We start from the raw sequence: 19,420 nt of genomic DNA, 5'->3' as shown, positions 1-19,420 counted from the left end.
CTTCGTCGGCTCTCTTCTGTCTGGCCTCATCAGGAAACCGTTGTCCCGATACGGGCCGCTGGCGCCTTCGCGGTTAGCAATTTGTAAACGGCCTCGTAGAGCAACCGAAGGGTGCGCTCGAGGCCAATAACACGTGCGATATGACGACCGACTGCTAACCGTACTCAACCAGCCGGCCGACGACCGTCATGACGTTGCGGTTCGATGGCGGCAGCTGGTTGACCTCGTTGCGCGAGCGGGGGGGGCGGGTCAGCACAGTCCAGTTGTCGAGCAAGCGCTGGCCGTGATCCGCGCCGACGCCGCCTTGGTTGAACAGTCGCTCCGCGCCGCAGCCGCGCGATCAGTCGCCGCGTGGCCACTACCGTTCGGATTGCTGCGATATTTCGCGTCAGAACCACCCGTCGTCTCGGCGTCAGTGCTCACCGCGGCGCAATTAGAGCCGGATGAATGGTCGCAGCTCTACGACCATGCGGATGAGCAAACGCGCGCGTTTATCGCCGGCATGCATCCACAGGTCGCCGGCCCGTTGCAGACCGAACGTTCACCGTCAGAGACGGCAGTGCGGATGACGCCCTATTCACCGCCGGCACTGACGGATATCGTCGAACGCATCGAGCAAAGACGGCAATTGCGCGCCGAAGAAATGGCCGCCGTTGAATCTCCCGAGGCAGCACCTGAGGCGCCGTCAGTATTCCGCTGGGAATGTGATCCCGCGGGTGAAATTACCTGGGTGGACGGTGCGCCGAGGGGAGCATTGATCGGGCGCTCAATCGCGCGCGTGAGCGGGGCGGAAAGCGACGTCATTGACCAGGAGCTGGTAAAAGCCTTTGCAATCAAGGCGCCCTTCCGCGAAGCGGCCGTGAAACTAAGTGGCGCCGGTGCCGTGTCGGGCAACTGGAAATTGAGCGCGCTACCGGCCTTTGATCACGCCCACGGAAGGTTTGAGGGGTATCGTGGCATTGCCCGACGCGAGGAACCTCGCCCGACAGGACGCGAAGTTGCGCCGTTGCCTGAAGTATTGGCAGACCCTGCCGCGTTGCGAGAACTCGTCCATGAAATCAGGACACCGCTCAATGCAATCATTGGCTTCGCGGAAATCATCGAGGGGCAATATCTTGGACCGGCGGATCGCGGCTACCGGGAGCGCGCCTCCGAAATCGTCTACCAGGCGCGGCTTCTTCTGACCGCCATCGAGGATCTCGATTTTGCGGCCAAGCTGCATGCGGCTTCCGGTCAGCAACGGCCCGCCACGCTTCTTGCTGCAATGCTTGCAACGGAAGAGTCGGAATTAAGAAGCCGCGCTGCTCTTCGCGATGCACAGGTCGCGTTCGTTGGAGGAGGGCCGCGGATTGAGGCGCTGGTGCGACCCGAAATGGCCCAGCGACTCCTTCTTCGGCTTTTTGACCTGTTGATCGCGCACTCTGCGCCGGGGGAGCGCCTAGTCGTCAATGCAAGCGAGGGAACGCTGACAATCAGCCGCCCTGATCGATTGCGCGAGGCGCCCAGCCTGGCCGATTTGCCTGCGAAGCGGGTTGACGAGATTTTCCCGCTTCGATTGTTGCGCGGGCTGGCTCGCCTGGCAGGCGGCGACCTGATCGCGACACCCAATGCCTATGCGCTTGTTTTTCCGACCGCATGACAGTGCGACATCTTGGCGCAAGCAATCGCGCCGTCTATCTGGCGCGGACCGGGGAGGGCCTGTAGCTCAACGGTAGAGCTGGCCGCTCATAACGGCTTGGTTGTAGGTTCGAATCCTGCCGGGCCCACCAACATCGCCGCACAATCGAGGTTGGCGGCGACGGCAATCCGCGCTAGCGGCACGATGTCGGGGAGTGGCGCAGCCTGGTAGCGCATCTGCTTTGGGAGCAGAGGGTCGCAGGTTCGAATCCTGTCTCCCCGACCATCATCGAACCTGCGGCGGCGATTACTTCGCTTTATTCTCCGACGTATCGGTCGTGTTCACATCGGCGTTGACGTTTACCTTCACGTCCTTGTTATCGATCTTGTTCTGCAGCTTGCCGCTTTCTTCCTTCACATTGTTGCCAATGTCGCCGGCGATGCTTTTCGCGGTGTTGCCGATGTCCGCCGCGGCATTTTCGGCCACGTCGCTATTGTAGGTGACGCTGGTCGTGCCGTTGCCTTCGTCCTTGCTGACCTGACAGGCGCCGAGGACAAGCAATGGGATGGCGGCGAGTGCAATGCGCATGGTTTCCTCCGTTTATTTGGACCGCTCAACGCCGCCGCGGCTGTTTCGCTCCCGGTTCGATACCGCCTGAGAGGATCGCGAGCGCTGTGGTCCACGCCGCAACGTTCTGCCGCAGTTGGGCCGGATCGATCTTGTCGAGCGTGTCGTCCGGTGTGTGGTGATAGTCGAAATACCGCGTGCCGTCCTGATTGAGCGAGATCCAGGGTGCGCCGAGCTTGATCGTCGGTTCCACATCGGTTCCGTCCGCGTCGCCTTTGTCGTTTTTTGTGATCCCCAGCGGCGCGAGCGCAGCGGTGAGTTGCGCGTGGAGCACCGGGTCGGTCTTCTGGTACTGAGAGCTGAAACGCCAGACGCGGTCGGCGCCGAAATCGCTTTCGCCCGCGATGGCGTAACGTTCGGTGCCGTGGGCCTTTGCATATGCTTCGCCGCCGAACCCGCCGGGCTCTTCCGCCCCGAACCAGACGATCCGGATCGTTCGGAGCGGGCGTCCGGCGTCCATAATATGCTTGGCGGCGGCGGTGACGATGGCGACACCAGAAGCGTCATCAATCGCGCCGGTCCCGAGATCCCAGCTGTCGAGGTGGCCGCCGACGAGCAAGATCGGCGCGCGAGGATCACGGCCCGGAACCTCGGCGATGACGTTTCCGGAAGGCGCGCCCTCATTCTTCTGACTGACGAGGGTCAGGTGCATGGTCACCGGCTGACCGCGCTTGAGAATTCGGCGAAGCTGTTCGGAATCGGGCACGCTGAGAGCACCGGCAGGGATCGGCGTCGCGCCGTCGGTGAAATATTGCACGCCGGTGTGCGGATTGCGGTGATGGTCGGTGCCGATCGAGCGGATGACGATTGCCAGCGCGCCCTTTTTGGACGCAATCGTCGGGCCCTGCCGCCGCGGAGCGCCGAACTGCCCATAGCCGGAGCCGTCCTGGGCCGGCATCATGTTGTGATCGATGAAAACAATCTTGCCGCGAACGGCGTCATCGGGCGCTGCCCTGAGAGCGTCGACGCTGTCGAAATAGACGATCTGTCCGGTGACGCCGGCGGGGCCGGTCGATCCGCTGTAGCCCAGCGCCGCGATGGTCAGCTTCTGTGGAAAGGGCGCGAGAATCTCCGCGCCTTCCGCGCCGCGAGTCCACACTGGCATGGTGAAGGGCTCGATGCGGACGTTAGCGAAACCCATGGCCTTCAAGCGCTTGACCGCCCAGTCACGGGCGCGGGCTTCAGCCTCCGTGGCCGCGAGGCGCTGGCCCACTTCAGTGGTGAGACCCTCGGCGATGTCCCAGGCGTATTGGTCATTATCGAGCGCGTTATCGCGCAGCGCGGCTACCCAGGGCTCGGTGAGGATCGGCTTGCTTGGGGCAGGTGGCTGCTGGGCGAATGACGGGGCGGCGGTGGCCAGCAAAGTGGCGGCGAGGGCGGCTTTGATCATAACCGAACGCTAAGCAGCGCGGTCCGCTGAGTCACCCGCACCAATCGATTAAATTTGGCAGTTGGTCGATCAGATCAGCCGCATTTGCGCGCCTTCGGGAGGCTGGAACAGATCGGTTCGAAGGCTGAACTTGGCCTGCTGGAGGCCATATTTCTTGCAGGCGATTTCGAAGCGGGTGCGAAGGAGGTCGGCCCAAGGCCCCTGACCACGCATGCGGCTGAAGAAACCCGGGTCGTTGTCCCGGCCACCACGTAGCGAGTTGATCGTCGCCATCACCTTGGACGCGCGGTCGGGATAATACTCATCGAGCCAGGAGCGGAATAGTGGGGCGACTTCGTGCGGGAGACGCACGGGAAGATAGAAACCGCCGGGCGCTCCGGCCTCGACCGCAGCTTCGACGATGTGCTCTAGCTCGTGATCCGTGATCTGCGGCACGACGGGAGCGATGGCGACATAGCAGGGGACGCCGGCGTCATTCAGTGCCTTCACCGCGGCGAGGCGCTTGCGGGGCTGGGGTGCGCGGGGCTCGAGCGTGCGGGCGGTCTTCGGGTCGAGTGACGTCACCGAAATGGCGACAGATGCGATCCGGAGATCCGCGGCCTGCTTGAGGAGATCGAGGTCGCGCAGCACGCGGTCCGACTTGGTAGTGATCGTAAACGGGTGGCGAGTCTCAAGCAGCAGCTCGATCAGCGACCGCGTTATTCGCCAGCGCTCCTCGATAGGTTGATAGGGATCGGTGTTGGTGCCCATCGCCAGCGAGCGGCACTCGTAGCCCGGGCGCGATAGCGCGGCGTGGAGCAATTGCGCGGCATTGGGTTTCACGAACAGCCGGGACTCGAAATCCACGCCGGGCGACAGGTCGTGATAGGCGTGGGTAGGCCGCGCGAAGCAATAGATGCAGCCATGCTCGCAACCACGGTAGGCGTTCACCGAGCGGTCGAAGCCGATGTCCGGCGAGCTGTTGCGGGTCAGGATCGAACGGGGATGCTCGATCGTCACGGTGGTGCGGCGCTTCGGCACGCCGTCGAGTGCCTCGACTTGATCGAGCCATTCGCCCTCGGCCACGCGCTCCTTGAGATTGAAGCGCGTAGGGGTGGCGTTGCGGGTCGCGCCGCGACCGCTGTTCGACTCGACAGGCATTGACCTAGCCTACGCTGTCCATCAGAACAGAACAAGAACAACGCCGCCGCCACCGCCCTGCGATTAAGGGTGAGCGCGGTTAGAGCACGAAACGATCCTAGTGATTGAGTGACGTCATGCTCGTCGGGAAGCTCGGCCAGCGATGCTGCGCCATCGCTTTCAGCGTTGTCGTCTGCTCATTGTTGAGGCCCTGATAAACCCACATGTTCCGCAGCACCGCGGGGACGTAGTAGCGCGTTTCCCAATAGGGGATGCTTTCGATCCACAGCAGCGGATCACCCTTGTCGTTGATATTCGCCCAACGAGCGACGGGGAGGGGGCCGGCGTTGTAGGACGCGATGATCCGCGGGAGCTGGCCAGCAGTCGCGCTGGATCCGCGCATGGTCTCAATGAAGCTCTGCCCGAATTCGAGATTGTACTGCGGGTCGGTCAGCGTGGCACGCGAGTAAGGGACGCCGCGGCTGGTCGCCATCTGCTGGGCAGTGATCGGAAGCACTTGCATCAGGCCGACCGCCCCGGCACCGCTGACGGCGGTGCGGCGGAACGAGGATTCCTGGACGATATGGCCAAAGGCCAGCGCCGGATCGACGCGCCAGCCGTTCATCGGCCGCCATTTGGGGTTCGGATAGCGATCGGTGGAGTCGGAGCGAGCTCCCCATTGCCCATTGTTCGCGAGCCAAAGCTGCGCCGCGGGAAGATCGAGCCGCTTGGCGAGCTGGATAAGCGCGTGATGTTCGGAGTTGAGGCCGAGCTTGGCCTGATGGCGCAAAAGCTCCTCGGCAAGCGCTGGCTCGCCGATGCGGGCGAGCTCGACTGCGCGCTGCACGTTGGGCAGATTGTCGATCGGGGGATCATTGCCCACGAATGGATCGTCGACGAGCCGCGTCGACAGGCCAAGCGTTTCGCGCGCGAGCAGGCCATAGAAGCTTTCGCTTGCCTCGGCCGTATTCGCAGCGGATCGCAGCAGGCCTTCGACCGTGCGCGGCCGGCCAGCGGCCTGTTCTGCACGGGACGCCCAGTAAAAGCCGGCTGCCTTCAGCTCGCGTTGAGGGGCGAGCGCTGCAACCTGCTGAAAGGTGGCGGATGCGGCGTTGAAGTCATTAAGACGCCAAGATGCGAGCGCGGAAATCCACGCCGCCTGGCTGGCCCATTCCCCAGTCGAGCCCTGGCGCCACGTGTCGGCAACCCGTCTCGCGTCAAGATCGAGCCCGTTAACGTAGTAGGCAAAGGCGACGCGCTGGCCTGCTTCAGCGCGAGCCTCGACCGACAGGAAGGGGGCGTAGGTCAGCAACTGCGCTTCTGCGCCCGCCGCGTCGTTGGTCTTGATCAGCGGGTCGAGCGCAGTGCGCAGCTGGTCGGCATAGGGCTCGCCCGTCACCGGCTTGGCTTTGTAGCGGACGGGCGCGGAGCCAAGGTTGAACGTTTGTTTTGGCGTGACGACGGGCGGCGCGGCCAAGGCGCCGCGGCGAAGAGTCATCGCTGCCAGCTGCGTTGCCTGCGGCAGCTCGGGTGCTTCGGCGAGGAGAGCCTGTAGAGACCCCAGATCGACGACCGGCGAACCCTTTGCGGTGTATAGTTCAGCCTTTGCGACGGGTGTGAGAATATTGCGCGGGAGGGTGGCAATGCCTGCTTGCGCCGACGCCCAATTGCCGGCGTCGATCGCATCGAACACGCCGCGCCAATCCTTTGGCACAACGACGCTCGCAGCCGGAACCGCCGGAGCAAGGATCGCGGGTGGTGCCGAGAGAACGGCAGGCTTCTGACCACTCGTCGTTGGGCCGAGTACCGGAACCACCGTTTCATAGGTCGGCCACGCGACCTTTGGTGCCGGAGGTGCCGAAGGGCTCGGCGTCGCGGGAGCAGGCGTGGTCGGCAGCGGTGCCAGCGGATCCGTTGTTTGGGCAAAGCCCGGCACAGCCCAGATCAAGGTGCCCAAAGCAAGCAGACCCGACTTCAAGACTCATTCTCCATGAGCAGCAACAAGTCCTTCCATGCCAAGGACTTGTTTGAGGGTTGATTAATCAAATGGCGCGGATGGAAGGTAGCGACCGTACGGACGCCTTCGACCTTGTAGACATGGCCGCGGGCCTGGGCGAGCGGCTTGCCGAGCAATGCCTGGGATGGTCCGTCCCCGAACAGTAGAAGGCGGGACGGCTTCGCGAGCTGGATGTGTTGCCGCGCAATTTCGGCGCATTCTTCACGCTGCGCGGGGGTCATCCGCGCGCCAGGCGCATTGAAGCAGGAAAGGGAGGCGCTGTACGCCTGCTCTGGCGCAATCTTGATCGCCGCCAGCATACGCTTTGCGAGTTCCCAAGAATCTCCGCCGATCGGCTGTCCGGATGCAAAGTCTTCTAGCGTCGGTGCCTCGGTCAGCAGCATGATCTCGGCGTTTTCGGGACCATGCGGCATGATGCGCCGGGCGGTCGCCGAAGCGAGCGGGAGTTTCGTCGAACTGGCAAGCCAATCCTGCAGGGCTGCCAGCGTTTCGTGCGATGGCGGCGCGACATTCGCTTCGGGAAGGGGCTCGCTCGGTGAGGCCGGCTTGCGCGGTTGCGGCGGCAGTAGCCAATTGCGCGGCTCTTCCTGGACGACGACATCGACGCCTGCCTGGAGCCACCAGCCCAATGCGCTGCGTGCTTCGGCTTCGCCGATCACCCCATCATCCTCCCCACGCTCGCACCCTCTCCGGCATTGACGCCATGGTCAAGGAATGGGCAGTGGATAAGAGTCGAAATGTGTGAGTTGCGCGGCAGGATGAAGGGGAACGGATGAGCGAACGCGAATCCATGGCGTATGACGTGGTCATCGTGGGTGCAGGGCCAGCAGGGCTGGCCGCCGCCATCCGGCTGAAGCAGCTGGCGCAGGCAGCCGGGAGCGAGACCAGCGTTTGCATCCTCGAGAAAGGCAGCGAAATCGGCGCGCACATCCTGTCAGGCGCCGTGGTCGATCCGAAGGCGCTGAATGAGCTGATCCCGGACTGGAAGGAAAAGGGATCGCCGCTGACCGTGCCGGTCACCGAAAACCATCACTGGATACTCACCAAGAAGGGCAAGTTCGGCCTTCCCGAAATGCTGATGCCGCCGTTCATGCGAAATCACGGCACCTACACCTTGAGCCTGGGCAATCTGTGCCGCTGGCTGGCGAGCCAGGCGGAGGAACTGGGTGTCGAGATCTTTCCGGGCTTTCCGGCGGCCGAGATTCTCTACAATGACGACGGATCCGTGAAGGGCGTGGCGACCGGCGATGTGGGCATCGCCCGCGATGGCAGCCACCGTCCCGACTATCAGCCCGGCATGGAGCTCCACGCCAAGTACACCTTCATGGCGGAAGGTGCGCGGGGACATTTGACCAAACGTCTGACCGAACTCTTCAACCTCCGCGAGGAAAGCGGCCCTCAGGTTTATGGTCTTGGAATCAAGGAATTGTGGGAAATTCCTGCCGAGAAGCATAAGCCAGGGCGAGTGATCCACACGCAAGGCTGGCCGCTCGACGACGCATGGGGCGGCGGTTTTCTTTACCACCAGGAGAATAACCAGGTCGCGCTGGGCTTCGTCGTGGCGCTCGATTACGCCAACCCGCACTTGTCGCCATTCGAAGAGATGCAGCGGTGGAAAACGCACCGGGCAATCCGGGCCGAGATCGAGGGCGGACGCCGCGTGTCGTACGGCGCGCGAGCCATCAACGAAGGCGGTTATCAGGCCATCCCGAAGCTCGTCTTTGCCGGTGGCGCGCTGATCGGTTGCGCGGCGGGCTTCGTAAACGTCCCGCGGATCAAGGGCACGCATACGGCGATGAAGTCGGCCATGATCGCCGCGGAATCCGCGTTTCGGGCGATCCAGGCCGGCCGCGCCAGCGACATGCTGGAGGACTATCCGCCCGCGCTGCACAAAAGCTGGGTGTCGCAGGAGTTGTACGGCGTGCGGAATGCGCAGCCGGCCGTAGCGCACTGGGGGGGGGTTGCGGGCACGCTCTACGCAGGTCTCGACCTCTGGTTGAACGCCCTGAAGATCGGCGTGCCGTGGACCCTGAAGCACAAGCCAGACCATACCCGGCTGAGGCGCAAGGATGCCTCGGCGCCGATCGTCTATCCGAAGCCGGACGGAGTGCTGACGTTCGACCGGCTGTCGTCGGTGTTCATCTCGAACACTAATCATGAGGAAGATCAGCCGGTTCATCTGACGCTCAAGGACGCGGACATACCGACGGCCATCAACCTGCCGGTCTACGACGGCCCGGAGCAGCGTTATTGCCCGGCAGGCGTCTATGAATTCGTGGGAGCCGAAACCGGTGAGCCGAGACTGCAGATCAACGCGCAGAACTGCGTCCACTGCAAGACCTGCGACATCAAGGACCCGACCCAGAACATCAATTGGGTCACTCCCGAAGGTGGCGGAGGCCCCAATTACCCGAACATGTAAGTTGCTGGCTGGAGCCGCCGCGGCGGCGCTTGCAATGGTGCCGACATCAGTGGGAGCGCGGATCGCGGTCAGCGAACCCGACCGCACTTATGTGGAGGCGCGTGCAGCCTCAATGAATGGCGACCACGGGCGCGCGGCGGAACTCTTGGCCTCCCTGTCGGCGAGCCAGCCCGGTCAGCCAGAACTGGCGCAGCGCGCGCTGGCGGAAGCAATGAGGGCGGGCCAGATGGACCTGGCCATCGCTCTTGCAAGCAAGATCCCCGCAGCGAAGCTGCCCGGCGACGCGCGACTGCTAATGGCGGCGGAGGAAATCCGCCGGCGGCGGCCAGACCGGGCCAACGCCTGGCTGAACGCAACGCGCGAGAATGGCGATCTTACGTTTCTCGTACCGCTAGTGAACGCCTGGGCGGCCGCCGACCGCAATGATATGGCAGGTTCGCTTGCCGCGCTCGATCAGATTGCGGGCGGTAATCTTCTCGTGCCGCTCGCCGCCGAGGAGCGGGCACTGATCCTGCTGCGCTTCAAGCGTACGGCTGACGCAGAACCTTATGCGCGCGCAGCGGTCGGGCGCGGCGGAGCGCGTGAAGATCGGCTCCGCCTTGCGTTTGCGGACGGTTTCCTGGCGGCAGGTGATCGCCAGCGCGCGCTGATGATCATCGAAGGCATGGGGGCCGGAGAAACCGCCGCTCGCGCGCGGATCAGTGCCGGGCGCAGTGGCGGGCAGGCAATCGACACGTTGCCCAAGGCCTATGGCGAAGTGCTTGCGGCGTTCGGCGCGGACCTCACCAGGCTGCAGCGCGGAACGCCGCCGATCGGGCTGGTGCAGGTTGCCAGATACATCAATCCCAAGAGCAGCAGCACGGTCGCATTGCTGGCGTTGCTCCTCTCCGGGCAGGATCAAACCGACCACGCGCTCGCATTGCTTCGAACGGTTCAGGGTGACGATCCGCTGATCTCGCAAATCCGCGATGTCCAAACCCGAATTCTGACCGACAATAAGCGGTACGACGAAGCCTATCGCATCGCAGCGGCGGCCGCGGCTGCGCCAGGGGCCGAGGCAATCGATTTTTCGAGGTTCGGCGACGTCCTGCAGGCGATGAAGCGCAGTGGCCCGGCTGCCGACGCCTACGCCCGCGCCATTGCGTTGGCGCAGAAAGGATCAGGGCAGAGCGACCTTTGGACTCTGCTGTTGCTGCAGGCTGGCGCGTTGGAGGATGCCAATCGCTGGCCCGAGGCACGCGCCGCACTGCAGCGAGCGTTGGCGATCGCGCCGGATCAGCCGCTGCTGCTGAATTTCATGGGTTACGGCCAGCTCGAACGCGGTGAAAACCTCGATTCCGCCGAGGCGATGATCCGCAAGGCGAGCGAGCTCGCGCCGGACGATGCGTCAATCGCGGACTCGCTCGGCTGGGCGCAATTCAAGCGGGGCAAAACGGATGAGGCCATCGCGACTCTGCAGAGGGCGGCGGAGAAGGATCCGGGACAGGCGGAGATCCAGGAGCATCTGGGTGACGCGCTGTACAAGTCCGGACGACGGCTCGAGGCGCGCTTTGCCTGGAACGCGGCGCTGGTCACGGCCGAGGACGACGTCGCGGGCCGCGTAAAGGCGAAGCTGGCGAGCGGGCTGACGACGGCCAACGCCGCGCCGTGAGCGCGCTATCGCGCGAAATTGCAGCGGCCAAGCTCAACCTCGCGCTGCACGTCCGCGGGAAGCGGAGCGACGGGCGCCACGATATCGAGACCATTTTTGCCTTTTGCACCGATGGCGACCGATTGAACGCCGAGCCGGCCGATGAGTTCGCGCTAAGCGTCATCGGGCCGTTCGCGGCGGACATTGGCGACGACAACCTCGTGGTGACGGCCGGGCGGCTTTTGGCGGAGGTGGCAGCTCGTCCGCTTGGTGCGGCGATCGTCCTGGACAAGCGTCTGCCGGTCGCGTCGGGCGTGGGCGGCGGGTCGGCCGACGCGGCTGCGGCGTTGCGGCTACTGACTGCGATGCACGGGCTTGATCCTGCGCTCGCGCAACAGGTGGCTCCGCTCCTGGGTAGCGACGTGCCGGCGTGCCTGTTGAGTTTGCCGATGCGCGGCAAAGGCGCGGGCGATGAGCTTCATCCGATCGACCTACCGAATCTGTCGGGAAACCCGGTGTTGCTGGTGAATCCACGCATCCCGCTGTCGACGGCAGCGGTATTCGGTGCATGGGACGGCCAGGATCGCGGACCCCTGGACGATTGGCGCGAAGGACGGAACGACCTGGAAATTCCAGCCATCGCCCTCGTCACAGAGATTTCGGAGGTATTGGCGTGGCTTCGCGCGCGGCCTGGGGTTTCCTTCAGCCGTATGTCGGGGTCGGGCGCGACGTGCTTCGCGCTTTTCGAGGACGAGGCATCGCGGGACGCGGCCGCCGAGGAGGTCCCCGAAGACTGGTGGCGCCTCGCAACCTTCCTGCGCTAAGGCCGTCCCATGACACCGCGCCCCATCTTGACGGCGGAAGCCATGCGCGCGGCGGAACAGCGCGCGAAAGACAGCGGCAGCAGCGTCACGGAGTTGATGGAGCGGGCAGGGACCGGGCTCGCAGAGGCGGTATTTCGTTTCGCCGGACCGATGCCGGCCCTCATATTGTGCGGACCGGGCAACAATGGAGGTGACGGCTACGTCGCCGCGCGCGTTCTGGCCGAACGCGGGGTGGCGGTTCGCGTCGCAGCCGTGAGCGAGCCAAAGACTGAGGCTGCCATTGCAGCGCGATCCCATTGGGGCGGGCAGATCGAACCGCTCGGGCCCGGGACAGCCGCTGCTCCGCTTTTGATCGATGCCCTGTTTGGCACAGGGTTGAAGCGCGGCCTGGATGACACTGTTTCAGAACAGTTTAGTCGGCTTTGCCACGACGCGGTCGCAAATGTAGCTTGCGACCTCCCAAGTGGTGTCGAGACCGACAGTGGTGACGAACTGAGTGCCGTTCCAGCATTCGATTTAACGGTCGCCCTGGGCGCGCTGAAGCCTGCGCATCGGCTTTCCCCCGCCATCCACAAAATGGGGCGCGTGGCAGTCGTGGACCTTGCTCTTAATGTGACCAGCCAATGGCATGAGATCGCCGCACCGAAGTTGCCAGCGCTTCAACCGGACGGCCACAAATACACACGCGGGCTGGTCCATGCGCTCGCCGGCACGATGCCGGGAGCAATTGCGCTTGCCGCGACCGCGGCGGCGCGCGCCGGGGCGGGATATGTTCGCGTCAGCACGTCGCGCGCGATCGAGGGCTTGCCGTCCTCCGTTGTGCAGGTCGGCGACGGCAAGGTGAACGACCCACGGATCGGGTGCTTGCTGGTGGGCCCCGGGCTCGGCGATCTGCCGCAGGTTTTGACACTGGCGCTAACGTCGCGCGCACCCAAAGTGATCGACGCCGACGCCATCACCCATCTGGGCGATCCGGCGCGACTTAAGGGACAGGACGCCGTCATGACGCCACATGATGGCGAGTTCGCAAAGCTTTTCGGAGAATTGCCCGGGGACAAGCCGGCTAGGGCCCTGGAAGCCGCGCGGCGGTCTGGTGCGGTGATCGTCTACAAGGGCGCGGACACGGTGGTGGCGTCGCCCGACGGTCGCCTGGGCTTTGCCCCTCCGGCGCCGGCATGGCTGGCGACCGCAGGGACCGGAGATGTGCTTTCGGGGATTATCGCGTCAATGCGCGCGCGGGGCCTGCCGGCGTTCGAAGCGGCTTGCGCGGGCGTGTGGCTGCATGGGCGCGCGGCGGAGGCTGCGGGACCAGGAATGATCGCGGATGATCTGGCGCGGGCAATACCTGTTGCGCTTGCATCGATCGCATGAATGAACCGATCGTCAGGATCGCGGCGAGGGGCGATGGCGTCACACCGAGCGGACGGCATATAGCCTTTGGCGTACCCGGCGATGCTGTCCTGGACGATGGTGCACTTGCGTTGGGGCCGCACCACCAGGAGCCGCCCTGTCGACATTTTCCCGAATGCGGCGGGTGCCAGCTGCAGCATGCCGACGACACCGTTTATCGCGACTTCCTTGTATCGAGGGTGAAACACGCCCTGAAGCAGCATGGCATCGAGACAGCCATTCGGCCGCCCCACCTCTCGCCGCCGTGCAGCAGGCGACGAGCTGCGCTCAAGGCGATGAGCGTCGGTCAGCGCGTGCTAATCGGTTTCAATGCCGCGCAGTCGCACCGCATCGTCGACATGCACGAATGTCACGTTCTGCGGCCCGAGCTATTCGAACTGGTAGAGCCGCTTCGCCACCTGCTGAACGGGATGATCCACCCCAAGCGGGTCGCGGAGGTGCAGCTGACGCTGCTGGATCGCGGCGTGGACGTTCAGCTCAAGAGCGTCCCTGCGGGGCGCCTTACCGAGATCGAGGCGCTGACGTCGTTTGCCATGGACTACCAGCTCGCGCGGCTGGGCGTCGATCGCGGCCTTGGGCCGGAAGCACTTTACGAACCGATCCCCGCGACCATCGTCCTCGCGGGCGTACCTGTCGCGTTCGCGCCCGGGAGTTTCCTGCAGGCAACCGAAGATGGCGAGAGAGCCTTGCTGGAGGCAGTGGAAGAGGCCGTAGCGAGTAGCGGACCGACGGCCGACCTATTCGCGGGGCTCGGGACTTTTGCCCTCGGCATTGGCGCTACTTATGCGGCAGAAGCGTCACGCGACGCGGCGGCCGCCTTGCAACGCGCGGCGCCGGCGATGAAGGTCGAGCATCGGGACCTTTACCGCAGGCCGCTGGACCCAAGCGAGCTCAAAACGTTTGGTTCGGTCGTGCTCGATCCCCCGCGGGCGGGCGCAACCGAGCAGATTGAGGCTCTCGGCAGGTCATCCGTAGGAAGGATCGCCTACGTCAGCTGTAATCCGGCGACTTTCGCGCGCGATGCCGACACCCTGCTCCGTGGCGGTTATCGACTGGAGTGGGTCCAGCTGGTCGGCCAGTTCCGCTGGTCGACCCATGTCGAGCTGGCGGCGTGCTTCACCCGTGGATGAGCGCCATTGCCGCATGAAGCGTCAGTGCGATGAGGCAGAGGCTGCTTAAGCCAAATAAGACAAGCCGATAGCGGACTATATTGACGGTTGATTGCAATATGCTGTGAAGCACTCTGAGCCCGACATAGGCCCATGCGAGCCAGACATTGATGACGGCGTCGAAGCCCATGAGGATTAGCGCGAATACGATCGCGTAGAAGATCGTCGGCTGTTCAACGAGATGCGCGTAATTATGCGCTTTCCACTGAGCACGCGGATCGGCACGACCTTCGAGGTCCTGACCGCGCGCACCGTTGGGGATGGTCGTCGGTTTGATACCCAACCGTCGAAATTCACCAGCACGGGCAATCGCCATCCACCCCATCACCAGCAAGGTCCAGGCAACCAGCGCTACGACGGGTCCGAGCAGCGGACTATGATGCATGAAGCACCCTCCCTCAGAGCTTGTCCGAGGGAGGGTGCTTCAGATCGTTTCGCTTTGCAATCGACTTAGTCGAAGAGCTTCGCGAAGCGGCGCTTCTCGCGGTTGCGCCAGGCGCCGCGGTGGTATGCGTCGCTGGCAAGGAGCGGGAGGACGCTGGTCGCTTCGGCGAACACCATCTGCTCCATCGCGGTCGACACCTTGCCCCAGCTCGCCGCTTCCTGAAGCGTCGAGGAGGAGCAGGCGCCGTCGCGCACGTCGGCGACGGTGATCTGCACGGCATATTTGTGCACTTCGACGTCGTCGTGGCCGAGGATCTCGGCGCAGACGACGGTGTCCTGCGTGAAGTTCTTCGGCACGCCGCCGCCGATCATCAGCAGGCCCGTGGTTCCCGCCTTGATCTTGATGTCGGTCAGCTCGCGGAAGTCGGCGATGGCGTCGAGCACCATATAGTGGCCGCCGCGCTTCATGGCGTCGACCTGGTGTTTGACGAGACCGAAGCCGGCCGATGAGTCGACGAACGCCGGGCAGAAGATCGGCACGTCATGCTCATAGGCGAGCTGGACGAGGCTGCCCTGCTTCTTGGCGTTGCCCTCGCTCAGCCACTTGCCCATCTCGCGGATGAAGGCGCGGCTGGAGTAGGCGCGCGGCTCCAGGCTGTCGGCGATCTTGCCGATCGTGAAGTCGCAATCCTGCAGCTGCTGCTCGTCGATATACGTGTCGTAGATGCGGTCGATGTACAGCGACCGCAGCGTATCATCGTCAGGGATTTCATTGGCTTGATAATGCTTGTGACCAAGCGCTTCGAAGAAATCCATGTCGACGATCGAAGCACCGGTGGCGACGATCGCGTCGACCATGTTCGACTTCACCAGCTCGGCGTAGAGATCCATGCACCCGCCGGCCGAGGTCGAGCCCGCGATGACCAGGATGATCGAGCAATCCTTGTCCTCCAGCATCGTATTGTAGATGCCGGTGGCGCGCGACAGGTCGCGGCTGGTGAAGCTCATCTTGCCCATCGAATCGATGATCGGGCGGGCGTCGAACTTGGTGATGTCGATATGCTCGATCGGGGTCGCGAGCAGCTCCGCCTTGCGGGTGTCGTTGATCCGCTCGGCGTCCTGAACCTTGTTCAGCGTATCGGCTTCCATCTTCATGCTCCAATAGGTCTTCGAGGCGCGAAACAGCGCGCCGGGTACGGGCATGTCGTTCAATTGCGGGGGACAGCCTCACCCCGAAAGTGTCAGATGCGCTTAGCTTCCCCTTCGCCGCAGCGGAAGGGAAAGCTCACATCTGAATGACGTTGGACCTGGCCGGCGCGGCAGCGCCGTAGAGGCTCGCCATGGGCTCATCATCGACCACCACGGCCTCAACAGCGCCGAAGCCATTGAACTGGGTGCGCATCGCGCAGCCATAGGCGCCCAGCATGCCGACTTCGATATAGTCGCCGACATTGACATCACCCGGCAGCTCGAACGGCCCTGTCATGTGGTCGAGGTCGTCGCAGGTCGGGCCGTAGAAGCTGAAGCTCATCGGACGGACATGCGATTCCGGCTCGCGGATCAGCGTGACGGGGTAACGCCAGCCGATGTGCGCCGCATCAAACAGCGCTCCATAGGCGCCATCGTTGATGTACAGCTCATCGCCACGGCGCTTTTCGACGCGCACGAGGACGCTGGCGTATTCCGCGCACAGCGCGCGGCCCGGCTCGCACCACAGTTCCGCGGAATAGCTGATCGGCAGCGCTTCAAACGCCTGGTGGATGACCGCGAAATAGGTCTCGAGCGGCGGCGGCTCCATGCCCGGGTACCAGGACGGGAACCCGCCACCGACATCGACGATGTCGACGGTGACCGCAGCTTCGACGATCGCTTCTCGGACGCGCGCCATGGCTTCGGCGAAGGCCGCCGGCGTCATCGCCTGGCTGCCGACATGAAAGCAGATGCCGAGCGCGTCGGCCGCCTGGCGGGTCGCCATGAGCAGGCTCGCGACGTCTCGCGGATCGGCGCCGAATTTGGAGGCCAGGCTGAGCTTGGAGTGCTCAGAGCTGACGCGGATGCGGACAAGCAGGTTGAGGTCGCTCGCCGGCACGCCGTCGCTCGACGTCGCGCGGACGATCTTCTCCAGCTCTTCAGCCGTATCGAGGCTGAAGGTGCGCACGCCGTGGCCGAAATAAGCCTCCGCGATCGCTTCCTCGGCCTTCACCGGGTGCATGAAGCACAACACCGCATCGGGCAGGGTCTCATGCACCAGCCGCACTTCGCCGATCGACGCGACATCGTAATGCGTGACGCCAGCTTCCCACAGCACGCGGAGCAGATCCGGCGACGGGTTGGCCTTGACCGCATAGAGCGAGCGCCCCGGGAACTTCTCGACGAAGAAACGGGCAGCGCGCCGCGCGGCATGCGGACGCAGCAAGGTGACCGGCTGAACCGGGCGTTGCATGGCGATGGCGGCAGCCCCCCGGCTACCGGTTGGGGCGGACGCTAGCCCCAGCGCGCGATGGTCGTGGTGCAATTCAAGGGACCTCCAACAGGAACATTCGACGGAAGCTGCCTTGCGGTTGGAAGTCCCATGGGGCAGCGGAGGCGCGATATATGTAGGGGGGTCCCCCCTGTAAAGTTACTTTGGACCCCTTGGAGAAATTTGCGGCAGTTTTGTCGTCAAACTGCAACGGTTCGGCGAAAGGACAAGGTTATCAATAGCTTGAACGAGACGCCCCGCGTCACTCGCGAAGACGTAATTGTCGCTGGAGGGCGAATTCGTGGCGATATCGAACGCACGCCACTTGTCGACAGTGATGTCGATGGCACGCGCGTGTGGCTAAAATGCGAATCTCAGCAGACCGGCGGCGCCTTCAAGCTGCGCGGCGCGACCAATAGATTGCTTCAACTGACGCCGGAGGAGCGGGAGCGCGGAGTCGTTGCGTTTTCGTCGGGGAATCATGCGCGAGGCGTGGCGATTGCGGCGCGGCGGCTCGGGATGAAGGCGGTGATTGTCATGCCGGCCGACGCACCCAAGGTGAAGATCGACGGCACGCGAGGCGAGGGGGCGGAAATCGTCTTCTTCAATCGGCGCACTGAAAGCCGTGAGGAAATCGCCGCCCGGATCGCTGGTGAAACCGGCGCGACGGTGGTGCCGAGCTTCGACGACCCCGCGATTGTCGCCGGCCAGGGGACTGCGGGCCTTGAGATCGTCGAGCAGCTCGGCGTTGCGCCGGCGCGGATCGTCATTCCTTGCGGCGGCGGCGGATTGGCAGCAGGCATCGCGCTTGCGGTGCCGGAAGCCGAGATCGTCATTGTCGAGCCTTCGGGCTGGGACGACATGGGCAGGTCGCTCGCGGGCGGCGAGATCGTGCCCGTAGAGCCTGACGCGCCGAATACCTTCTGCGACGCGCTGCAAACGCCGCGCGTGTCGCCGATCACTTTCGGCATTCTGCGCGATCGCGCCGCGAAGGCGGTCTCGGTGACGGACGAAGAGGCCGCAGCGGCGATCCGCTTCGCCTGGGAACGGCATGGGCTCGTCGTCGAGCCGGGTGGCGCTGCGGCGCTTGCTGCGATCTTGTCAGACAGGCTCGGTCCGCTGGATGGGACAGTCGTGCTGCTGTCGGGTGGGAACGTCGATCCGGCGCTGCACGCGCGGATTATCGCTTAGGCGACGTTGCGCGCCTTGTATTCGCCGGGATCGAGGTGGACCGGGCTCGAGCGCTCGACCGCCTTGGTAAGTTCTTCCAGCTCGGCGGCGAGCGTCTTGAGCTCGGCGGCAAGGAAGCGGCGCTCATTCTTCTCCACGGACTCGGAGGCGTCGATCAGCGTGTCTAGCATCATGGCGATGCACGGCAGGATCGTTTCTTCGATCCGCTCGAACGCTTCGTCGAGACGCGCCTGCTGGTCGGAGGACGGCATGCGGCCTTATCGCGCGTCCGTGGTTAAGCGATCGTGAAAACCGGGGGGTATATTGTCTAGTTTTGCTCAGGTAGCGCTAGCGCTCGCGATGGTCGCCGCGCTCCTGCTGCTGGCAGGCGGGGTGAAGCTGGCGCTTTCGCGTCAGACCCGAAGCCGCGGGATGCTAATGATCGCCGCGGCCCTCGTATTGGTCATGAACGTGATGATCTGGACGGTATAGACGGCTTGATCGGGTCGGTCGCCAGCCGCATGTCGAGATAATCGTCGACCGACTTCATCAGCAGGTCGAGCTCATTCGCGAAGAAGTGGTTCGCGTTGGGAATGAGGTCGTGGCTGATCGTGATGTGCCGCTGCGTACGGAGCTTGTCGACCAGCTTCTGAACTGCGCTTGGGGTGACGACCTCGTCGGCCTCACCCTGGATAATGATACCCGATGACGGGCAGGGTGCGAGGAAGCTGAAGTCGTACATGTTCGCGGGCGGAGCAATCGAGATGAAGCCGCGGATCTCCGGACGACGCATTAGGAGTTGCATGCCGATCCACGCGCCGAAGCTGACGCCGGCAACCCAGGTCGTCTCCGCCTCGGGATGGATCGACTGCACCCAGTCGAGCGCACTGGCGGCGTCGGACAGCTCGCCGATGCCATTGTCGAAGATGCCCTGGCTCTTGCCGACGCCACGGAAGTTGAAGCGGAGGGTCGCAAAGCCGCGCTTGACGAAGGTTTGGTAGAGCAGCTGCACGATCTTGTTGTTCATCGTGCCGCCCGCCTGCGGGTGCGAATGCAGGATCAGCGCGACGGGCGCGCGGGGGCGGGTGCCGGGATGGAAACGTCCTTCGAGACGGCCTTCGGGGCCAGGAAAAATGACTTCGGGCATGAAAGTGCGGTTCGCTCGCGAATAAAGTGGTC

At 64.0% G+C, this 19,420-nt stretch carries 18 protein-coding genes and 2 tRNA genes; 10 read left to right on the top strand and 10 right to left on the bottom strand.

The window, feature by feature from the left end; genetic code table 11:
• Nucleotides 1-133 precede the first annotated feature (133 nt).
• The 3 genes from QU596_RS02705 (at nucleotide 134) to QU596_RS02695 (ending at nucleotide 1,903) form a co-directional block, all read left to right on the top strand.
• Nucleotides 134-1,639 (top strand): histidine kinase dimerization/phospho-acceptor domain-containing protein, encoded by a 1,506-nt coding sequence (locus QU596_RS02705; RefSeq protein WP_308516960.1) that lies wholly within the window; start codon nucleotides 134-136, stop codon nucleotides 1,637-1,639.
• 55 nt (nucleotides 1,640-1,694) lie between these two features.
• Nucleotides 1,695-1,769: transfer RNA gene (locus tag QU596_RS02700), tRNA-Ile, on the top strand.
• 57 nt (nucleotides 1,770-1,826) lie between these two features.
• A tRNA-Pro gene (locus tag QU596_RS02695) sits at nucleotides 1,827-1,903 on the top strand.
• A gap of 21 nt (nucleotides 1,904-1,924) precedes the next feature.
• Here QU596_RS02695 and QU596_RS02690 read toward each other — a convergent pair.
• The 5 genes from QU596_RS02690 to QU596_RS02670 form a co-directional block, all read right to left on the bottom strand.
• Nucleotides 1,925-2,206 (bottom strand): hypothetical protein, encoded by a 282-nt coding sequence (locus tag QU596_RS02690; protein ID WP_308516958.1) that lies wholly within the window; start codon nucleotides 2,204-2,206, stop codon nucleotides 1,925-1,927.
• A gap of 25 nt (nucleotides 2,207-2,231) precedes the next feature.
• Nucleotides 2,232-3,635 (bottom strand): M28 family peptidase, encoded by a 1,404-nt coding sequence (locus tag QU596_RS02685; protein ID WP_308516956.1) that lies wholly within the window; start codon nucleotides 3,633-3,635, stop codon nucleotides 2,232-2,234.
• A gap of 69 nt (nucleotides 3,636-3,704) precedes the next feature.
• A complete protein-coding gene (locus tag QU596_RS02680; RefSeq protein WP_308516954.1) occupies nucleotides 3,705-4,775 on the bottom strand; it encodes a PA0069 family radical SAM protein in 1,071 nt (356 codons plus the stop codon).
• Between the two features lie 97 nt (nucleotides 4,776-4,872).
• The gene (locus tag QU596_RS02675; RefSeq protein WP_308516951.1) at nucleotides 4,873-6,732 is read right to left on the bottom strand and encodes a lytic transglycosylase domain-containing protein; all 1,860 of its coding nucleotides are present in this window, start codon (nucleotides 6,730-6,732) and stop codon (nucleotides 4,873-4,875) included.
• Complete coding sequence (locus QU596_RS02670) at nucleotides 6,729-7,430, bottom strand: uracil-DNA glycosylase family protein (protein ID WP_308516949.1); 702 nt, start codon at nucleotides 7,428-7,430, stop codon at nucleotides 6,729-6,731. Before QU596_RS02670 ends, QU596_RS02675 begins: the two co-directional genes overlap by 4 nt.
• 113 nt (nucleotides 7,431-7,543) lie before the next feature.
• Between QU596_RS02670 and QU596_RS02665 the strand changes: the two genes are divergently transcribed.
• The 5 genes from QU596_RS02665 to QU596_RS02645 are packed head-to-tail and all read left to right on the top strand — an operon-like array spanning nucleotide 7,544 to nucleotide 14,187.
• On the top strand, nucleotides 7,544-9,193 hold the full coding sequence (locus QU596_RS02665) for an electron transfer flavoprotein-ubiquinone oxidoreductase (protein WP_308516947.1): 1,650 nt from the start codon (nucleotides 7,544-7,546) through the stop codon (nucleotides 9,191-9,193).
• A 1-nt stretch (nucleotide 9,194) separates the two neighbouring features.
• The gene (locus QU596_RS02660; RefSeq protein WP_308516945.1) at nucleotides 9,195-10,844 is read left to right on the top strand and encodes a tetratricopeptide repeat protein; all 1,650 of its coding nucleotides are present in this window, start codon (nucleotides 9,195-9,197) and stop codon (nucleotides 10,842-10,844) included.
• A complete protein-coding gene (locus QU596_RS02655) occupies nucleotides 10,841-11,647 on the top strand; it encodes a 4-(cytidine 5'-diphospho)-2-C-methyl-D-erythritol kinase (RefSeq protein ID WP_308516943.1) in 807 nt (268 codons plus the stop codon). The genes QU596_RS02660 and QU596_RS02655 overlap by 4 nt, the downstream gene beginning before the upstream one ends.
• A 9-nt stretch (nucleotides 11,648-11,656) precedes the next feature.
• A complete protein-coding gene (locus tag QU596_RS02650) occupies nucleotides 11,657-13,018 on the top strand; it encodes an NAD(P)H-hydrate dehydratase (RefSeq protein ID WP_308516941.1) in 1,362 nt (453 codons plus the stop codon).
• Nucleotides 13,015-14,187, top strand: coding sequence for a class I SAM-dependent RNA methyltransferase (locus tag QU596_RS02645; protein WP_308516939.1), 1,173 nt, complete (start codon nucleotides 13,015-13,017; stop codon nucleotides 14,185-14,187). The genes QU596_RS02650 and QU596_RS02645 overlap by 4 nt, the downstream gene beginning before the upstream one ends.
• Here QU596_RS02645 and QU596_RS02640 read toward each other — a convergent pair.
• The 3 genes from QU596_RS02640 to QU596_RS02630 form a co-directional block, all read right to left on the bottom strand.
• Nucleotides 14,174-14,611, bottom strand: a complete 438-nt coding sequence (locus tag QU596_RS02640; protein ID WP_308516937.1) for an MAPEG family protein — start codon at nucleotides 14,609-14,611, stop codon at nucleotides 14,174-14,176. The genes QU596_RS02645 and QU596_RS02640 overlap by 14 nt on opposite strands.
• Before the next feature lie 65 nt (nucleotides 14,612-14,676).
• Nucleotides 14,677-15,759, bottom strand: coding sequence for a 1,9-bis(guanidino)-5-aza-nonane synthase (locus tag QU596_RS02635; RefSeq protein WP_308517928.1), 1,083 nt, complete (start codon nucleotides 15,757-15,759; stop codon nucleotides 14,677-14,679).
• A 136-nt stretch (nucleotides 15,760-15,895) separates the two neighbouring features.
• Nucleotides 15,896-17,125, bottom strand: a complete 1,230-nt coding sequence (locus tag QU596_RS02630) for a type III PLP-dependent enzyme (protein WP_308516936.1) — start codon at nucleotides 17,123-17,125, stop codon at nucleotides 15,896-15,898.
• Nucleotides 17,126-17,314: 189 nt separating this feature from the next.
• Here QU596_RS02630 and QU596_RS02625 point away from each other — a divergent pair, with 189 nt between their 5' ends.
• Nucleotides 17,315-18,262 (top strand): threonine ammonia-lyase, encoded by a 948-nt coding sequence (locus QU596_RS02625; protein ID WP_308516934.1) that lies wholly within the window; start codon nucleotides 17,315-17,317, stop codon nucleotides 18,260-18,262.
• Here the strand turns inward: QU596_RS02625 and QU596_RS02620 are convergent.
• Nucleotides 18,259-18,513 carry a hypothetical protein gene (locus QU596_RS02620; RefSeq protein ID WP_308516932.1) on the bottom strand — a complete coding sequence of 85 codons (255 nt, stop codon included), beginning with the start codon at nucleotides 18,511-18,513 and terminating at the stop codon, nucleotides 18,259-18,261. The genes QU596_RS02625 and QU596_RS02620 overlap by 4 nt on opposite strands.
• Nucleotides 18,514-18,565: 52 nt before the next feature.
• Here QU596_RS02620 and QU596_RS02615 point away from each other — a divergent pair, with 52 nt between their 5' ends.
• The gene (locus QU596_RS02615) at nucleotides 18,566-18,733 is read left to right on the top strand and encodes a hypothetical protein (RefSeq protein WP_308516930.1); all 168 of its coding nucleotides are present in this window, start codon (nucleotides 18,566-18,568) and stop codon (nucleotides 18,731-18,733) included.
• On the opposite strand, the gene QU596_RS02610 is transcribed toward QU596_RS02615, so the two are convergent.
• A complete protein-coding gene (locus QU596_RS02610) occupies nucleotides 18,705-19,388 on the bottom strand; it encodes an alpha/beta hydrolase (RefSeq protein ID WP_308516928.1) in 684 nt (227 codons plus the stop codon). The genes QU596_RS02615 and QU596_RS02610 overlap by 29 nt on opposite strands.
• Nucleotides 19,389-19,420: the final 32 nt, after the last annotated feature.

Origin of the sequence: Sphingomonas flavescens, assembly GCF_030866745.1 — a bacterium.
GTDB lineage: Bacteria > Pseudomonadota > Alphaproteobacteria > Sphingomonadales > Sphingomonadaceae > Sphingomicrobium > Sphingomicrobium flavescens.
This window is presented reverse-complemented; position numbering and strand designations above follow the sequence as displayed.

Bases quoted from the DNA above. Each gene is read 5' to 3' on its own strand.
- QU596_RS02690 (WP_308516958.1), bottom strand. From the start codon at position 2,206: ATGCGCATTGCACTCGCCGCCATCCCATTGCTTGTCCTCGGCGCCTGT.
- QU596_RS02685 (WP_308516956.1), bottom strand. From the start codon at position 3,635: ATGATCAAAGCCGCCCTCGCCGCCACTTTGCTGGCCACCGCCGCCCCG.
- QU596_RS02680 (WP_308516954.1), bottom strand. From the start codon at position 4,775: ATGCCTGTCGAGTCGAACAGCGGTCGCGGCGCGACCCGCAACGCCACC.
- QU596_RS02665 (WP_308516947.1), top strand. From the start codon at position 7,544: ATGAGCGAACGCGAATCCATGGCGTATGACGTGGTCATCGTGGGTGCA.
- QU596_RS02650 (WP_308516941.1), top strand. From the start codon at position 11,657: ATGACACCGCGCCCCATCTTGACGGCGGAAGCCATGCGCGCGGCGGAA.
- QU596_RS02645 (WP_308516939.1), top strand. From the start codon at position 13,015: ATGAATGAACCGATCGTCAGGATCGCGGCGAGGGGCGATGGCGTCACA.
- QU596_RS02640 (WP_308516937.1), bottom strand. From the start codon at position 14,611: ATGCATCATAGTCCGCTGCTCGGACCCGTCGTAGCGCTGGTTGCCTGG.
- QU596_RS02635 (WP_308517928.1), bottom strand. From the start codon at position 15,759: ATGGAAGCCGATACGCTGAACAAGGTTCAGGACGCCGAGCGGATCAAC.
- QU596_RS02620 (WP_308516932.1), bottom strand. From the start codon at position 18,513: ATGCCGTCCTCCGACCAGCAGGCGCGTCTCGACGAAGCGTTCGAGCGG.
- QU596_RS02610 (WP_308516928.1), bottom strand. From the start codon at position 19,388: ATGCCCGAAGTCATTTTTCCTGGCCCCGAAGGCCGTCTCGAAGGACGT.